Raw genomic sequence first — 15,673 nt, 5'->3', positions numbered from 1 at the left:
GGGGGCCTTTCACCACCATGAGCGTTGTCACCAACACGACCACGATCGGCGCGATCGAAGCACCGAGCCGCCGCAACACCGAGCTGATGCTCGTCGCCTTCGCCGTCTTCATCTCGGTGTTCGCGTACGCCAACGTCGGCCTCGCGATGAACGGTTCGCTGCCCTCCGGCATGCTCGGTTACGGCACGGGTCTCACCCTGCTCGCGGGCGTCGGCCACCTCGTGGTCCGCAAGTTCGCGCGGTACGCCGACCCGCTGCTGCTGCCACTGGCCACGCTCCTCAACGGGATCGGCCTGGCACTGATCTGGCGCCTGGACCAGTCACCACGCCTGATCCGGCAGTCCAAGGCGCTGTACCACTCCTTCAGCCCGGACGCCCCCAAGCAGCTGCTGTACTCGGCGCTGGGCGTCGCCCTCTTCGTCGCCGTACTGGTGCTGCTCAAGGACCACCGCGTCCTGCAGCGCTACACCTACATCTCGATGGTGGTGGCGCTGGTCCTGCTGATCGCGCCGATGTTCTTCCCCTCCGTGTACGGCGCCAAGATCTGGATCAGGATCGGCAGCTTCTCGATCCAGCCGGGCGAGTTCGCGAAGATCATCATCGCGGTGTTCTTCTCCGGCTACCTGATGGTGAAGCGGGACGCCCTGGCCCTGGCCAGCCGCCGTTTCATGGGCTTGTACCTGCCGCGTGGCCGTGACCTCGGACCGATCCTGGCCCTCTGGGCCCTGTCGATCCTCATCCTGGTCTTCGAGACCGACCTCGGCACCTCGCTGCTGTTCTTCGGGCTCTTCGTCGTGATGCTGTACGTCGCCACCGAGCGCACCAGCTGGATCGTGTTCGGTCTGCTGATGTCCGCTGTCGGCGCGGTCACCGTCGCCACCTTCGAACCGCACGTCCAGGACCGCGTCACCGCCTGGATGGACCCGTTCAGCTGCTACGCGACCGACCCGAGCGGCGCCTGCCGGCAGATCTCCGAAGCCGCCATGTCGTTCGGCGCCGGCGGGACCCTCGGTACCGGCCTCGGGCAGGGCAACTCCGACCTCATCGGATTCGCCGCGAACGCCGACTTCATCCTCTCCACCGCCGGTGAGGAGCTCGGCCTCGCCGGCATGATGGCGATCCTGCTGGTGTACGGCCTGATCGTGGAGCGCGGCATCCGCACCTCGCTGGCCGCCCGCGACCCCTTCGGCAAGCTCCTCGCCGTCGGCCTCTCCAGCGCCTTCGGCATCCAGGTCTTCGTCGTGGCCGGCGGTGTCATGGGCCTCATCCCGCTGACCGGTATGACCATGCCGTTCATGGCGTACGGCGGTTCCTCCGTGCTCGCGAACTGGGCACTGATCGGCATCCTGATCCGCATCAGCGACACCGCCCGCCGCCCGGCACCGGCCCCCGCCCCGTCCCCCGACGCCGAGATGACCCAGGTGGTCCGACCGTGAACAAGCCCCTGCGCCGGATCGCCATCTTCTGCGGTGTGCTCATCCTCGCCCTGATCGTCCGCACCAACTGGCTCCAGTACGGCCAGGCCGACGAACTCAACGCGAAGAAGCAGAACCTCCGCATCGGCATCGAGCGGTACGCCCACGAGCGGGGCAACATCATCGTCGACGGCAACCCCATCACCGGGTCCGTCGTCAGCGACAGCACGTACTACAAGTACAAGCGCACCTGGAAGGACGGCCCGATGTGGGCGCCCGTCACCGGGTACTCCTCGCAGGTCTTCGACGCCACCCAGCTGGAGAAGCTGAACGACTCGATCCTCACCGGCAACGACGACCGGCTCTTCTTCGACCGCACGCTCTCCATGTTCACCGGCACGAAGAAGCAGGGCGGCAACGTCGTCACCACCCTGAACGCGGACGCCCAGAAGGCCGCGTTCAAGGGCCTCGGTGACAAGAAGGGCGCGGCGGTCGCCCTCGACCCGAAGACCGGCGCGATCCTCGCGCTGGCGTCGACGCCGTCGTACGACCCCTCGTCCTTCGCCGGGAACACCGACACGGACTCGAAGAACTACAAGAAGCTGCTCGACGACAAGAGCCAGCCCATGCTCAACCGGGCGCTGCGCCAGACCTACCCGCCGGGCTCCGCCTTCAAGGTGGTCACTGCGGCAGCCGCCCTGGAGAACGGGCTGTACAGCAACATCGATTCCCCGACCGACTCCCCGCTCCCGTGGAAGCTGCCTCTCTCCACGCAGGACCTGCCGAACGAGGGCCCCCTCCCCTGCAAGAACGCGAGTCTCCGTCTGGCGCTGCAGGTCTCCTGCAACACCGTCTTCGGCAAGATCGGCGCCGACCTCGGTGAAGACAAGATGCGGGCGGAGGCGGAGAAGTTCGGCTTCAACAGCGAGCAGTTCACCCCCACCCGCGCCTACGCGAGCGTCTTCTCCAAGAACATGGACGGGGCACAGACCGCGCTCTCCTCCATCGGGCAGTTCAACACGGCGGCCACCCCGCTCCAGATGGCCATGGTCGCCTCCGCGGTCGCCAACGACGGCACGCTCATGAAGCCGTACATGGTCGACCGGCTCACCGCGCCCAATCTGGACACCGTCGCCAAGACGGAGCCGCAGAAGATGAGCGAGCCGATGTCCAAGGAACACGCGCAGATGATCCAGCAGATGATGGAGACGGTGGTCGAGAAGGGCACCGGCACCATGGCCAAGATCCCGGGTGCGACCGTCGGCGGTAAGACCGGTACCGCGCAGAACGGCATCAACAACAGCGGCAACCCGTACGCCTGGTTCATCTCGTACGCCAAGACCGCCCAGGGCTCCCCGGTCGCCGTCGCCGTGGTCGTCGAGGACTCGAACGCCACCCGCGAACACATCTCCGGTGGCGGTCTCGCCGCTCCGATCGCCAAGGCGATGATGCAGGCCGTCATCAACAGCGAGAAGTGACGGCTGTGCCGGAACCTGCACGATACCGACCCGATACCGGTCCGATATCAGCTGACGATTGCGCCCTGAACAGCCGTCCGCGGCCGGTAGCGTATCCGCGAACAGCACACCGCCGGACCACCCCAGGGTGCGGTCGGGACATACGGAGAGGGCTGGATTAGCTATGGAAGAGCCGCGTCGCCTCGGCGGCCGGTACGAGCTGGGCTCGGTGCTCGGCCGTGGTGGCATGGCCGAGGTCCACATCGCGCACGACACCCGGCTCGGCCGCACCGTCGCCGTGAAGACGCTGCGGGCGGACCTCGCCCGCGATCCGTCCTTCCAGGCCCGGTTCCGCCGTGAGGCCCAGTCGGCCGCCTCGCTCAACCACCCCGCGATCGTCGCTGTCTACGACACCGGCGAGGACTACGTCGACAACATCTCCCTCCCGTACATCGTGATGGAGTACGTCGACGGATCGACGCTGAGAGAACTCCTGCACTCGGGCCGCAGACTGCTGCCCGAGCGCACCCTGGAGATGACCATCGGCATCCTCCAGGCGCTGGAGTACTCGCACCGCAACGGCATCGTCCACCGCGACATCAAACCGGCCAACGTCATGCTGACGCGCACCGGCCAGGTCAAGGTCATGGACTTCGGCATCGCCCGCGCCATGGGCGACTCCGGCATGACCATGACGCAGACGTCCGCGGTCATCGGCACCGCCCAGTACCTCTCCCCGGAGCAGGCCAAGGGCGAGCAGGTCGACGCCCGCTCCGACCTGTACTCCACGGGCTGCCTCCTCTACGAGCTGCTGACGGTACGGCCGCCGTTCATCGGGGACTCCCCGGTCGCCGTCGCCTATCAGCACGTACGCGAAGAGCCGCAGCCGCCGAGCAACTTCGACCCCGAGATCACGCCCGAGATGGACGCCATCGTCCTCAAGGCCCTGGTCAAGGACCCCGACTACCGCTACCAGTCGGCCGACGAGATGCGGGCCGACATCGAGGCCTGCCTCGACGGCCAGCCGGTCGCCGCGACCGCGGCCATGGCCGGGGTCGGGTACGGCGGGTACGAGGCCGAGCAGCCCACGACCGCCATACGCCAGCAGGACCAGGCCGACGGCGGCCAGACCTCGATGCTGCCCCCGATGAATCCGGACGACGGCGGTTACGGGTACGACGACCGCCCCGACCGCCGCCGCGGCCGTGGCAGCCAGAAGAAGTCCAACACCTCGACGATCCTGCTCGTCGCGGCGGGCGTCCTGGTCCTGGTCGGCGCGATCCTCATCGGCAAGTCGTTCTTCCCCAGCTCGGGCAGCGACGGCGACAAGGTCGACGTACCGCAGCTCGTCGGCCAGCCACTGGCCAAGGCGAAGGAGTACGCGGTCAACGCCAAAGTGAAGCTGGCCGTCGCCGAGAGCAAGCCCTGCGACAACGCGCCCAAGGGCAATGTGTGCAGCCAGGATCCGAAGTTCGGCAGCCCGAAGATCAAGCAGGGCGAGACCATCTCGGTCGTCGTGTCCACCGGCGCCCCCAAGATCGAGGTTCCCAACGTCAACGGGGACACCGAGGACGAGGCCACACAGCTCCTCGAAGGCAAGGGCTTCAAGGTGAACCCGCAGCAGGTCGAGTCCGACAACGAAGAGGGCAAGGTCTTCGACCAGTCCCCGAAGGGCAACACCGAAGCCCAGAAGGGCTCCGAGGTCACCATCAAGATCGCGACCTCGAACAAGGTCGATGTACCGGACGTCAAGACCCACACGTTCGACGACGCCAACAAGCAGCTCACCGACGTGGGATTCGTGGTCGTCCGCGGCGCCGACCAGGAGTCGGACCAGACCCCCGGCACGGTCATCGCCCAGTCGCCCGACGGCGGCCAGGCGAAGAAGGGCTCGACGGTCACCCTGACGGTCGCCAAGGCCAAGGCCACCCCGCAGCAGACCCCGATCCCCGAGGTCCGGGGCCATAACGTCGCCGACGCCAGGCAGATGCTGAACCAGGCAGGGTTCACCAACGTCCAGATCGCGGGCGGCAGCAACGGTGACGACAGCGCCCTCGTCACCAACGTCGACCCCGCCCCCGGCACCCCGGTGGACGACCCGGGCAGCACCCAGATCACCCTCACCACGGCGGGTGGCAACACCACCCTCGGCGGACTCGGCAGACACGGGCACCACGGATAGCGGCGCACCGGCCGCAACAGCGGTACGTACGGGGGAAGCCCCGGCCCCATCGACTTCCGGGGCCGGGGCTTCCCCCGTACAACAGGTCTCGCGTGTCCCGCCGGATCCCGCTAGCGCAGCTCCGCGGGCGGCGTCCGCTTCGAGTCGACCTTCTCGGTGCGCACCAGCTCGCCCCACACGATGTACCGGTACTTCGACGTGTACACCGGCGTGCAGGTCGTCAGCGTGATGTACCGCCCCGGCTTCTTCTTCCCCGACTCCTTCGGGACCGGCTGCAGCACGCTCACGTTGTACTTCGACGTCTCCCGCAGCTCCTTGAAGACCTTGTAGACGTACCAGGTGTCCTTCGTCTCGAAGACCACCGGATCGCCGGTCCGCACCTTGTCGATGTTGTGGAACTTCGCACCGTGCCCGTCGCGGTGCGCGGCCAGCGCGAAGTTGCCCGTACTGTCCTCCGGCAGCGCCGACTTGACCGGCTTCACGTAGTAGCCCGCGACGCCCTCGTTCAGCACGCTCGTACTGGTGCCCTTCCTGACCAGCACCTCACCGTTCTTCATGGACGGCACGTGCAGGAACCCGATGCCGTCCTTGGTGTTCAGCTCGCCGGGACCGGTGCCGGCGCTGTGCGACCAGTTGTCGCGGATCCTGTGGCCCTGCTTCGAGGCCTGCCGGTCGGCCACGACGTTCGTCCACCACAGCGAGTAGACGACGAAGAGCCCGAGCACCAGGCCCGCCGTGATGAGCAGTTCACCGAAGACGCTGATCGCCGTGGCGACCGGGCCGCGCCCCCCGCGCCGTGCGGGGGGCGCGGTCGTCTGCTCGTCCTGCTCGGTCGTCGATGCCACCGCACCCGTCCCCTGTAGTCCGTACGCTCAGCCCGTGGTCAGGGCGTCGGGCAGCCCCTTGCTCCGTGGCCGTTCGTCAACCATCTTGCCCCAGACGACCATTCGGTACGTACTGGTGAACTCCGGCGTACACGTCGTCAGCGTGATGTACCGCCCCGGCTTGGTGAACCCCGACCCCACCGGCACCGGCTCGATCACCGACACGTTCGACGGGGACGTCTGCGCCAGGTGGCTCGTCACCTCGTACGTGTAGTAGTCGTCCTGGGTCTCGACGACGACCTTGTCGCCGTCCTTGAGCTTGTTGATGTACCGGAACGGCTCCCCGTGCGTATTGCGGTGCCCCGCCAGCGCGAAGTTGCCCGTCTTCGCCGACGGCATCGCCGTCTTCAGGTCGCCCTCGCTGTAGTGGCCGACCATGCCGCGGTCGAGGACCTTGGTCTTGCTGACGCCCTCCGCGATCGGCACGACCACGTCCAGCTCGGGGATGTGGATGATCGCGAACCCCTGCCCCGGCTCGAACGCGCCCGGCCCGCTCTTCTTGTCCCCGCCCTTCGCCCAGTCGTCCTGCAGGCTGTGGGCGGTGCCGTTCGCCTCCTGGTGGGCGCGTACGTTCGTCCACCACAGCTGGTACGTGACGAACAGCAGCATCAGCACACCGAGGCTGATGAAGATCTCACCGATGGCCCGGCTGGCGATGACCGCGGGGCTGTCCTTGAGCGCACGGGCCGCGGCACGGGCCTCCATGCGGGTGCGCGGGATGGCCGGGATGACGGGTTCGGCGGGCACGGCGGCCTTACGGCCCCGCCCCTTGGCGGCCTTACGGCGCTCCGCGCGGCCCCCGGTCGGCACGGGCGGCTCGGGCGCCGGCTCGGTCTTCCGGAGCAGGACGGTCCGGTCGTCCGGCTCCGGGTCGAAGGCGGGGACCGGTCCGGGAAGAACCTGGGTGACCGGTTCCGGCGGCAGATCCACCACGGGCGGATCCGCCATCGCCCGGTGCGCGGAGCCGGGGCCAGCGGGCACCGGGTCAGCGGGCACCGGCTCAACGCGCACCGGATTCGCGGCACTTCGGCCCGGGACAGCCGGATCCGGGACAACCGGATCCGTGACAACCGGATTCACGACTACCGGATTCACAGTCACCGGATTCGCGGCACCCCGAATCCCCGCACCGGGATCCACCGCTCCCGGACGCTCGGCTCCCCGACGCTCAGCACCCGGACGCTCGGCACCCGGTTTCGCGGGATCCTGAACCGTGGCACCCGGCGCAGGAATCCGCGCCGCCTCCGGCTCGTACGCGGGCTCGCGCCCGTACCAGTCCTGCGGCGGGTCCTGCACCACGGGCTCGGGCCGTCTGTGCGCCCCCGACGGCGCCTCCTCGGTGCGGAACCACGGCGAAGGGTGTTCGCCGGGCGCTCCGGGCGGCAGCGGGTCCGTCAGAGGGTCGTACGCCCGCCCGGCGGTCCCGGCCCCTTCCGGCGGCTCCGATGCCCCCGAACCGTCGTGTCCGGGGCGCAGCTCTGTCACGCCGCGGCCTTGCCCACCACCGGTGCCAGGCCCGCCGACCGGCCGACGGCCCCCGTGTCCCCGCACTGGACGAGCCAGTTGGCGAGCATCAGATGGCCGTGCTCGGTCAGTACCGACTCGGGGTGGAACTGCACGCCCTCGACCGGCAGTTCACGGTGCCGCAGCCCCATGATGATGCCGTCCGCGGTCCACGCCGTGACCTCCAGCTCGGCCGGCACCGTCTGCGGCACCGCGGCGAGCGAGTGGTACCGGGTCGCGGTGAACGGCGAGGGCAGCCCGCTGAACACCCCGGCCCCCTCGTGCGTGACCGAGGACGTCTTGCCGTGCAGCAGCTCGGGGGCGCGGTCCACGACACCGCCGTACGCCACCGCCATCGACTGCATGCCCAGGCAGACACCGAAGACGGGCACCCCGGTGTCGGCGCAGTGCCGCACCATGTCCACGCAGACGCCCGCGTGTTCGGGCGTTCCGGGGCCGGGGGAGAGCAGTACGCCGTCGAAGCCGTCCTGCGCGTGCGCGAGGGTCACCTCGTCGTTCCGTACGACCTCGCACTCGGCGCCCAGCTGGTACAGGTACTGGACCAGGTTGAACACGAAGCTGTCGTAGTTGTCGACGACCAGGATGCGGGCGCTCATCGGATGACCCCCAAGCCCTGGTCGACCGTCACATCGTTGAACGGAAGCAGCGGCTCCGCCCACGGGAAGACGTACTGGAAGAGCAGGTAGACGACCGCGAGCACCAGCACGAGCGAGACGACCGCCCGCAGCCATACGTTGCCCGGCAGATGCCGCCAGATCCAGCCGTACATGCTGTCCCTTCCGTTCGTGGTACCGGACCAGACTAAAGGGCGGGGGCAGGCGCTGGTGGGTCACCTGAGCAAAGCGGCCGGCTTGCCCTTGGTCACAGGCTGGGTGGAGTCGAGGTGACCCCACGCGATCAGCCGGTGACTGCTGCCCCATTCCGGGTCGCAGGTGGTCAGTGTGAGATAGCGGCCGGGTCCCTGAAAACCCGACTTCACCGGCACCGGATCGATGACGCCGGTGTCCGAGGGGACGGTCAGATAGGGCTTCTTGTCGATGCGGTACGTGAACCAGGTGGTCCCGTCCGTCAGCACCACGGCGTCCCCGGGCCGCAGTTCCGGAAAGTCCTTGAACGGGTCGCCGTACGTCCGCCGGTGACCCGCGACCGCGAAGTTCCCCGTGTCGCCCAGCCGCGCGGTGCCCGCGTAGTGGCCGAGCCCCTTCTGGAGCGTCCCGACGGCGGTGTCCTGCAGCACGGGCCGCGACCAGCTCCGGCCGAGCCGTGGGACGTACATCACCGCGAAGGGCTTTCCCGCCCGGTACGCCACCGGGGCGGGCGACGCGGTCCGCCCCGGCTTCGACGACGTGCCGCCCGCCCCGGACGCGGCACCGGGAGAGGCGGTCGCGCCGGCCCACTGACGGTGGAGGTCATCGATCTGGTGGTCAGCGGCACTGTCCGCTTTGATCCCCGTCCAGAAGAGGAGATACACCACGAACAGCACGATCAGGGCGCCGACGGTGATGCAGAGTTCACTGAAGCTTCTGACGACCAGTCGCACGGTCACCGCCCGCCGCCTCCCCTGAGCTGTCCGGCCGCCCCACAGGCTCTGCTCCTTCACAGACCCCGCTACTTCACGGGCTGCGCGTAATGGAGATCCACTGTGCCCGAGTACCCGGGAAGAGTCACCGCTCTGTACGCATCGACTTTCCAGCCGAGCCCGTACGCCTTCACGTACTGCAGGTAGTTCTGGATGGACCGGGAGGCCGTGAGCGCCCGCTTCAGCTTGTCCACGTCGCCGACGGCCGTCACCTTGTAGGGCGGCGAGTAGACGCGGCCCTGGAGGATCAGGGTGTTGCCGACGCAGCGCACCGCACTGGTGGTGATCAGCCGCTGGTCCATGACCTTGATGCCCTTGGCGCCGCCCTGCCAGAGGGCGTTGACGACCGCCTGGAGGTCCTGCTGGTGGATCACCAGGTCGTTGGGCTGCGGGTCGGGGTAGCCGGGGTTGGCGGTGGCGTTGGGCGGTGCGTCGTCGAGCGTGACGGTCACCGCGGGGCCGCTGAGCTTCTCGGTACCGGCCGACTTCTCCAGCGCCTTGAGATCGGCGTCCTCTTTTTTCGTGCTCCCGCCGTCACGGCGGGCGAGCGCGTCGACGTCTCCGCGCACCGATGCGGTGGACTCGTCGAGCTCTTTGTTCTTCTCGTTGCGTTCCTGGATGAGGTCCGAGAGTTTCAGCATCGACGCATCGGTCCGGATATCGGTGCCCTTGGCCGTGTTGAAACTGGTGACGAAGATGAGACCGGCGAGCGCGAAGACAGCGGCAGTGAGCACACGGACGGGCCGCCGTCCGCGGCTGCGCGCGGCCCCTGCGGGAGAGTCGCCAGAATTGCTCAACGTACCCTTATCTCCTTCCACACCCCGGAAGCACTACGCTAACGGACGCCAGGGGGAGGCAATGCGCCCCGTCGCATCCGCTCCCGAGCACTTCCCACACAGTTCCCCCTGCGCGGTCACGCAGCGCATCGACAGGAGAGTCCCTCGTGCCGAAGTCACGTATCCGCAAGAAGGCCGATTTCACACCGCCGCCCGCGACGAAGCAGGCGACTGCCATAAAGCTGACGAATCGCGGCTGGGTGGCTCCGGTGATGCTGGCGTTCTTCTTGATCGGTCTCGCCTGGATCGTTGTCTTTTATGTGACGGAGGGCGATATGCCCATCAAGCCGTTCGGGAACTGGAACATCGTGGTCGGCTTCGGCTTCATCGCCGCCGGCTTCGGCGTCTCGACCCAGTGGAAGTAGTTCTCCCCTCCCTCCACATCGCCCCGCGCCCGTCAAGCCTTGCCCTGAGTTATCCACAGCGCTATCCACAGCCGGGGAAAACTCAGAAGATCTGTGGATAACTTTCGGGTGTTGACGCCGGTGTGACTACTTGACGCCATACCACAGCAACGGCCCGCCCCTTGCCCCTCCTGGGGAAACCCAGCTCAGGGACGAGGGGCACACCCGTTCCCCACAGGGTGCACAGGATCCGCCACTCGCTGTGGACAACTCGGCCCCGGACCGGCTCAGAACCGGCCCGGCGGCCCGCCTTCGGGCCTTCGGGCCTTCGGACTCAGGTGAGCATCGCGGTTCTGATCAGCACCATGGCGATCGTCGCCGCGAGAACAAGGGCACAGGTCCCGAACTGCAGCAGCGTCCGCCGGTCGCGCGGGGCGTGCACCATGCCGATCGCCACGATGATCCCGGCGACGAAGCCGCCCAGGTGCGCCTCCCAGGCGATGCCACCGCTGAAGGTGAAGATCACGTTGACCACGAGCAGGCCGAACAGCGGGCGCATGTCGTAGTTCATGCGCTTCATCAGCACCGCGGTGGCGCCCAGCAGCCCGAAGATGGCGCCGGAAGCCCCGAGCGAGCCCTCGTTCGGCGCGGCGATGAGGTAGGTGAGCGCGCTGCCCGCCAGCCCCGAGATCAGATAGAGCGCGAGGTAGCGCGCCCGGCCGAGCGCCGCTTCCAGCGGCCCGCCGATCCACCACAGGCTGAGCATGTTGAACCCGATGTGCACATAGCCGCCGTGCATGAACATCGCGGTCAGCAGCCGGTACCACTGCCCCTCGGCGACACCCTCCACCGGCCCGAACGGCGTGATCCGAGCCCGGCCCAGCATCTCGTAGGACGGGTTGAAGCTGTAGCCGTTCGCGAGTTGCAGGATGAACACCAGGACGTTGATCCCGATGAGGATCTTGGTGATCATGTGCGGGTCGGCCGTGATCGCCCCGCCCGCCACCGTGCGTGGCCGGGTCGCCGCCGGGGCACTGCCGGTGCTCCCGGCACCGCGCACGCACTCCGGGCACTGGAAGCCGACCGAGGCACTCACCATGCACTGCGGGCAGATCGGCCGCTCACAGCGGACGCAGCTGATGCCCGTCTCCACACCGGGATGGCGGTAGCAACTGGGCAGACCGCTCGCCCCGGCCTGCCGCTCCGGGCCTCCTGGCACCTGTTCCATCGGGTTCCCTCGTCTCGTACGGGTCGCGTACGCAGTGCACCGCCCCGCTCGTCATACGGACGAACGGGGCGGGTGGTTCCCGTACCGCGAACGGGGACGGGCCCGTACCGCATACGGAATGTCTCGGGTGGCTCAGCCCTTGCCGACGCCGTTGCGAGTCTCGACGACGACCGTCTCGATGACAACGTCCTGGACCGGGCGGTCCGTGCGCGGGTTGGTCGGGGTGGCGATGATCTCGTCGATGACCTTCTGGCTGGCCGGGTCGGTGACCTCGCCGAAGATGCTGTGCTTACGGGTCAGCCAGGCCGTCGGCGACACCGTGATGAAGAACTGCGAGCCGTTGGTCCCCGGGCCCGCGTTGGCCATGGCCAGCAGATACGGCTTGTCGAAGGCCAGCTCGGGGTGGAACTCGTCCGCGAACTCGTATCCCGGACCGCCCGTGCCATTGCCCAGCGGGTCGCCGCCCTGGATCATGAAGCCACTGATCACCCGGTGGAAAACAGTGCCGTCGTAGAGCCTGTCCGTGGACTTCTTACCGGTGGCCGGGTGGGTCCACTCACGCTCGCCCTGGGCAAGCTCCACAAAGTTCTTGACCGTCTTCGGCACGTGATTCGGCAGCAGCCGGATCACGATGTCGCCGTGGTTGGTCTTCAGGGTGGCGTAAAGCTGCTCGGCCACGATGTGCCTTCCGTAAGTCTTCTCTGACGATGACCGATCCTCGCACGGACCTACCCCGTACAGAGAAAAGCACCCGAGTCACCACTGAACCGGCACGCACCGCACCGAACCGTGGCATTGTCGACCGCAAGCTCCCCTTGCACCACAATGACCGATCTTGCCTTTCTTGACCCGGATGCCCGCCCTCACGTGCCGTGACGGCCGGGGGCAGGCATGATTTCGAAAAGGGTGGAAAGGCGAATTAGAGAACGCCACCGATGAGGAGGAACTGTGACCCGCATGGACAGCGTGCGCGCCGCGACCGGTACGGCGAAGGAAAGCGTGCTGCACGCCGCGGAAGTGGTGGCGCCCTACGCCGGTACGGCCAAGGGACAGGCCACGTATTACGCCAACGAAGCTCGGGTACGGCTGGCCCCCAAGGTCTCGCTCGCGGCGCAGCAGGCCCGGACCCAGTACGACGCGCGTCTCGCACCGCATGTCGACCAGGCCCTCACTCATGTTCCGCCGAAGGTCGACGCGGCAGCACAGCGCGCCGCCAAGGCGGCCCGCCAGGCACAGAGCCAGTTCGCCCCCCGGGTCGAGCAGGCCGTGGCAGCGGCCCAGCCCGTACGCGAGGAAGCGGCAGCCCGCAGCGCGGCGGCGGTGGCGGCGCTGCGCGGGCAGGTCTCCGCGAAGCAGATCCAGAAGCTGGCCAGGAAGAACCAGCGCTGCGCGACGACGGGCCGCCTGTTCAAGGGCGTTGTCGTACTCGGCGTACTCGCGGGTGGCGCCTTCGCCGCCTGGAAGTGGTGGGACAAGCAGGCGAACCCGGACTGGCTGGTCGAACCGCCCGCCCCCACCGAGGTCTCGGACCGCCCGACGCTGACCGCGGTCGACGGCAGCCCGGGAGCACTGGACCCCGAGGTGAAGGCCAAGCAGGCCAAGGCAGAAGCGGACGACACCAAGCGCGACAACCGGCCGTAAGAGCGCAAGCACCACGCCCACCACGGCGGAACAGCCCGGACGCCGGTACGGGACAGCCTTACAGAAGAGCAACACGAACAGTCGTACAGAACAGCGGCACAGAACAGCGGTACAGAACAGAGCGCGGGGTGCCAGGAGACTCGGATCTCCTGGCACCCCGCGCTCTGGCGTTCCGTTCCCCTTGGCCGGGTTGCCCGAGCCGGTTGGCGCCGCGGGCGGCGGCGATGGCGGTCATGGCGGCGAGGGCGGGACCTGGTAGCCGGTGCCGACGATGCCGGAGGCGAGGCCGCCTTCTTCGGGGCTCCGTCACCGGCCCTGGCACCACCACGCCCGCCAGTGGCACAAAAAATGCCCTCTGAGCCACGTTTCCGCAGGTCAGAGGGCATTTAGCAAGTGGAGCCTAGGAGATTCGAACTCCTGACATCTGCCTTGCAAAGGCAGCGCTCTACCAACTGAGCTAAGGCCCCGGAACGGGTTGGTGCGAGACAAGAGTAGCGGGTGACCGGGGGTATCTCACAAAAGGATTGGGACTCCCGGTCCGCGACCACGCTCCGTAAGATGCAGACGGGGTTCGCGGCAGCGAACCGCCGCACTGGGGTAGCGATGGGGAGACGCAATGGACGCAGCACAACAAGAGGCCACCGCGAGAGCGAGGGACCTCCAGCGCAGTTGGTACGGAGAGCCGCTGGGGGCGCTCTTCCGCCGTCTCATCGATGACCTGGGCCTGAACCAGGCCCGCCTCGCCGCGGTGCTCGGACTGTCCGCTCCGATGCTTTCCCAGCTGATGAGCGGCCAGCGCGCCAAGATCGGCAACCCGGCTGTGGTCCAGCGCGTCCAGGCACTTCAGGAACTCTCCGGCCTGGTCGCCGACGGCAGCGTCAGCGCGGGCGAGGCCACCGACCGGATGGAGGAGATCAAGAAGTCCCAGGGCGGCTCGGTCCTCTCCAACACCGGCCAGACCACGTCCACCACGGGTGCACCGACCGTGCGCCGCGTGGTGCGCGAGATCCAGTCCCTGTTGCGCTCCGTCTCAGCCGCCGGCGACATCATCGATGCGGCGAACACCCTCGCCCCGACCCACCCTGAACTGGCAGAGTTCCTGAGGGTGTACGGCGCCGGGCGCACCGCTGAAGCGGTCTCGCATTACGAGGCCCACCAGAGCTGAGACTCGGACGCATCTGACACAGCTGAGACGGGGAGCGGGCACAGCGCATGGGTGAGGTCTTCGCCGGGCGGTACGAACTGGTCGACCCGATAGGGCGCGGGGGCGTCGGCGCCGTCTGGCGCGCGTGGGACCACCGTCGACGTCGGTATGTGGCAGCCAAGGTGCTTCAGCAGAGCGACGCGCACACCCTGCTGCGCTTCGTCCGCGAACAGGCCCTGCGGATCGATCACCCGCATGTGCTCGCCCCCGCCAGCTGGGCCGCCGACGACGACAAGGTGCTGTTCACCATGGAACTGGTGAGTGGCGGTTCCCTCGTCAACGTCATAGGTGACTACGGACCGCTGCCCCCGCGATTCGTCTGCACCCTGCTCGATCAGCTGCTGGCCGGGCTGGCCGCCGTGCACGCGGAGGGGGTGGTGCACCGCGACATCAAGCCGGCGAACATCCTGCTGGAAGCCACCGGGACCGGACGGCCGCATCTGCGGCTGTCCGACTTCGGCATCTCGATGCGCAAGGGCGAGCCCCGCCTCACCGAGACCAACTACGTGGTGGGGACGCCCGGTTACTTCGCGCCCGAGCAGATGCTCGGCGCCGAGCCGGACTTCACGGCTGACCTCTTCGCAGTCGGCCTGGTCGCGCTCTATCTGCTCCAGGGTGCCCGGCCCGACTCCAGGGCCCTCGTGGAACACTTCGCGGCCCATGGCACGCCCGGTGCTCCCCAGGGCATCCCCGAGCCGCTGTGGCAAGTGCTCGCGGGGCTGCTCCAGCCGGACCCGCAGGCCAGGTTCCGTACGGCGACGGGCGCGCGAAAAGCGCTGACCACGGCCGCCGAGCTGCTGTCCGGGACGAGCCCCGACGAGGAGCCCGTCGAAGTCTTCGACCAGATCGGCCCGCTCCCGACCGGGTTCGGCCCGGACGGACCCGCCGACCCGCGGCAGTCTCCCCTGCACGCCGCGCCTCGGACCAACCCCCAACAGACCGACCCGCCTCAGGCCATCCCCCAACAGGCCGCCGTACCACCGCAGTCCCCGCCCGCATCGCAGCAGCACCAGCAGCAGCCCCACCCCCTGTCGGCCGCGATGTCGGAAACGGGCAGCTTCCATCTGGCGCCGCCGCCCCGATCGGCCACCGCTCACCCCGCTCCTGCACCGGTACCCGAGCCCGCCCACACCGTCACAGCTGCGCATGTGGCCGCCCCCCTCCCTGTTCAGACCCCGTACGAAGTTCAGACCCCCTACGAACAACCCCACACTCATCCGTACACCGCTCAGCCCTCGCAGGTTCCCACCCAGTCGGTACCCGTGCCGCGGAAGCGGCCGGGACCGCCCCCGAAGGTGGCGGTCCCGGTTCTGGTCCTCGCGCTGATCTGTTTCGCGGTGGGCATCTGGGCGCTGACCCAGAGCTGAATCCCGACCGAC

15 protein-coding genes and 1 tRNA gene are annotated in these 15,673 nt (G+C 68.2%); 7 read left to right on the top strand and 9 right to left on the bottom strand.

Going from position 1 to position 15,673, the window contains the following annotated elements:
- The first annotated feature begins 17 nt into the window (after window positions 1-17).
- The 3 genes from NBY69_RS19920 (at window position 18) to pknB (ending at window position 5,054) form a co-directional block, all read left to right on the top strand.
- Entirely contained in the window at window positions 18-1,436 is a 1,419-nt protein-coding gene (locus tag NBY69_RS19920) for an FtsW/RodA/SpoVE family cell cycle protein (RefSeq protein WP_250302377.1), read from the top strand.
- Window positions 1,433-2,893: a penicillin-binding protein 2 gene (locus NBY69_RS19915; RefSeq protein WP_250302376.1), complete on the top strand. Its 1,461-nt coding sequence runs from the start codon at window positions 1,433-1,435 to the stop codon at window positions 2,891-2,893. Before NBY69_RS19920 ends, NBY69_RS19915 begins: the two co-directional genes overlap by 4 nt.
- Window positions 2,894-3,056: 163 nt before the next feature.
- Window positions 3,057-5,054 (top strand): Stk1 family PASTA domain-containing Ser/Thr kinase, encoded by a 1,998-nt coding sequence (gene pknB / locus NBY69_RS19910; protein WP_250302375.1) that lies wholly within the window; start codon window positions 3,057-3,059, stop codon window positions 5,052-5,054.
- Between the two features lie 110 nt (window positions 5,055-5,164).
- Here pknB and NBY69_RS19905 read toward each other — a convergent pair whose 3' ends face one another.
- The 6 genes from NBY69_RS19905 to NBY69_RS19880 all read right to left on the bottom strand — a co-directional run bounded on the left by NBY69_RS19905 (window position 5,165) and on the right by NBY69_RS19880 (window position 9,838).
- On the bottom strand, window positions 5,165-5,899 hold the full coding sequence (locus NBY69_RS19905) for a class E sortase (RefSeq protein ID WP_250302374.1): 735 nt from the start codon (window positions 5,897-5,899) through the stop codon (window positions 5,165-5,167).
- A gap of 27 nt (window positions 5,900-5,926) precedes the next feature.
- A complete protein-coding gene (locus tag NBY69_RS19900) occupies window positions 5,927-7,171 on the bottom strand; it encodes a class E sortase (protein WP_374211304.1) in 1,245 nt (414 codons plus the stop codon).
- 248 nt (window positions 7,172-7,419) lie between these two features.
- Complete coding sequence (locus NBY69_RS19895) at window positions 7,420-8,058, bottom strand: aminodeoxychorismate/anthranilate synthase component II (protein WP_250302373.1); 639 nt, start codon at window positions 8,056-8,058, stop codon at window positions 7,420-7,422.
- On the bottom strand, window positions 8,055-8,231 hold the full coding sequence (locus NBY69_RS19890) for a hypothetical protein (protein ID WP_250302372.1): 177 nt from the start codon (window positions 8,229-8,231) through the stop codon (window positions 8,055-8,057). The genes NBY69_RS19895 and NBY69_RS19890 overlap by 4 nt, the downstream gene beginning before the upstream one ends.
- 60 nt (window positions 8,232-8,291) lie before the next feature.
- Window positions 8,292-9,008 (bottom strand): class E sortase, encoded by a 717-nt coding sequence (locus NBY69_RS19885; RefSeq protein WP_250302371.1) that lies wholly within the window; start codon window positions 9,006-9,008, stop codon window positions 8,292-8,294.
- A gap of 62 nt (window positions 9,009-9,070) precedes the next feature.
- Window positions 9,071-9,838: a DUF881 domain-containing protein gene (locus NBY69_RS19880; RefSeq protein ID WP_250302370.1), complete on the bottom strand. Its 768-nt coding sequence runs from the start codon at window positions 9,836-9,838 to the stop codon at window positions 9,071-9,073.
- Window positions 9,839-9,984: 146 nt separating this feature from the next.
- Here NBY69_RS19880 and crgA point away from each other — a divergent pair, with 146 nt between their 5' ends.
- On the top strand, window positions 9,985-10,242 hold the full coding sequence (gene crgA / locus NBY69_RS19875; RefSeq protein WP_250302369.1) for a cell division protein CrgA: 258 nt from the start codon (window positions 9,985-9,987) through the stop codon (window positions 10,240-10,242).
- Between the two features lie 313 nt (window positions 10,243-10,555).
- Here crgA and NBY69_RS19870 read toward each other — a convergent pair whose 3' ends face one another.
- Both NBY69_RS19870 and NBY69_RS19865 read right to left on the bottom strand, forming a co-directional pair.
- Complete coding sequence (locus NBY69_RS19870; protein WP_250302368.1) at window positions 10,556-11,449, bottom strand: rhomboid family intramembrane serine protease; 894 nt, start codon at window positions 11,447-11,449, stop codon at window positions 10,556-10,558.
- Between the two features lie 132 nt (window positions 11,450-11,581).
- Entirely contained in the window at window positions 11,582-12,127 is a 546-nt protein-coding gene (locus NBY69_RS19865; RefSeq protein ID WP_250302367.1) for a peptidylprolyl isomerase, read from the bottom strand.
- Between the two features lie 270 nt (window positions 12,128-12,397).
- Between NBY69_RS19865 and NBY69_RS19860 the strand changes: the two genes are divergently transcribed.
- A complete protein-coding gene (locus NBY69_RS19860) occupies window positions 12,398-13,090 on the top strand; it encodes a DUF5324 family protein (protein ID WP_250302366.1) in 693 nt (230 codons plus the stop codon).
- A 394-nt stretch (window positions 13,091-13,484) separates the two neighbouring features.
- On the opposite strand, the gene NBY69_RS19855 is transcribed toward NBY69_RS19860, so the two are convergent.
- Window positions 13,485-13,557 (bottom strand) — tRNA-Ala (locus NBY69_RS19855).
- Window positions 13,558-13,706: 149 nt separating this feature from the next.
- On the opposite strand from NBY69_RS19855, the gene NBY69_RS19850 reads away from it, so the two are divergent.
- Complete coding sequence (locus NBY69_RS19850) at window positions 13,707-14,255, top strand: DNA-binding protein (protein ID WP_250302365.1); 549 nt, start codon at window positions 13,707-13,709, stop codon at window positions 14,253-14,255.
- Between the two features lie 47 nt (window positions 14,256-14,302).
- Window positions 14,303-15,661, top strand: a complete 1,359-nt coding sequence (locus NBY69_RS19845) for a serine/threonine-protein kinase (protein ID WP_250302364.1) — start codon at window positions 14,303-14,305, stop codon at window positions 15,659-15,661.
- Window positions 15,662-15,673 lie beyond the last annotated feature (12 nt).

Origin of the sequence: Streptomyces sp. A 4/2, from assembly GCF_940670765.1 — a bacterium.
In the GTDB taxonomy this organism is placed as follows: domain Bacteria; phylum Actinomycetota; class Actinomycetes; order Streptomycetales; family Streptomycetaceae; genus Streptomyces.
This window is presented reverse-complemented; position numbering and strand designations above follow the sequence as displayed.

What these genes read in the sequence shown, in the direction of transcription:
- NBY69_RS19845 (WP_250302364.1), top strand. Translation starts at nt 14,303, where the DNA reads ATGGGTGAGGTCTTCGCCGGGCGGTACGAACTGGTCGACCCGATAGGG.
- pknB (WP_250302375.1), top strand. Translation starts at nt 3,057, where the DNA reads ATGGAAGAGCCGCGTCGCCTCGGCGGCCGGTACGAGCTGGGCTCGGTG.
- NBY69_RS19870 (WP_250302368.1), bottom strand. Translation starts at nt 11,449, where the DNA reads ATGGAACAGGTGCCAGGAGGCCCGGAGCGGCAGGCCGGGGCGAGCGGT.
- NBY69_RS19920 (WP_250302377.1), top strand. Translation starts at nt 18, where the DNA reads ATGAGCGTTGTCACCAACACGACCACGATCGGCGCGATCGAAGCACCG.
- NBY69_RS19890 (WP_250302372.1), bottom strand. Translation starts at nt 8,231, where the DNA reads ATGTACGGCTGGATCTGGCGGCATCTGCCGGGCAACGTATGGCTGCGG.
- NBY69_RS19850 (WP_250302365.1), top strand. Translation starts at nt 13,707, where the DNA reads ATGGACGCAGCACAACAAGAGGCCACCGCGAGAGCGAGGGACCTCCAG.
- NBY69_RS19895 (WP_250302373.1), bottom strand. Translation starts at nt 8,058, where the DNA reads ATGAGCGCCCGCATCCTGGTCGTCGACAACTACGACAGCTTCGTGTTC.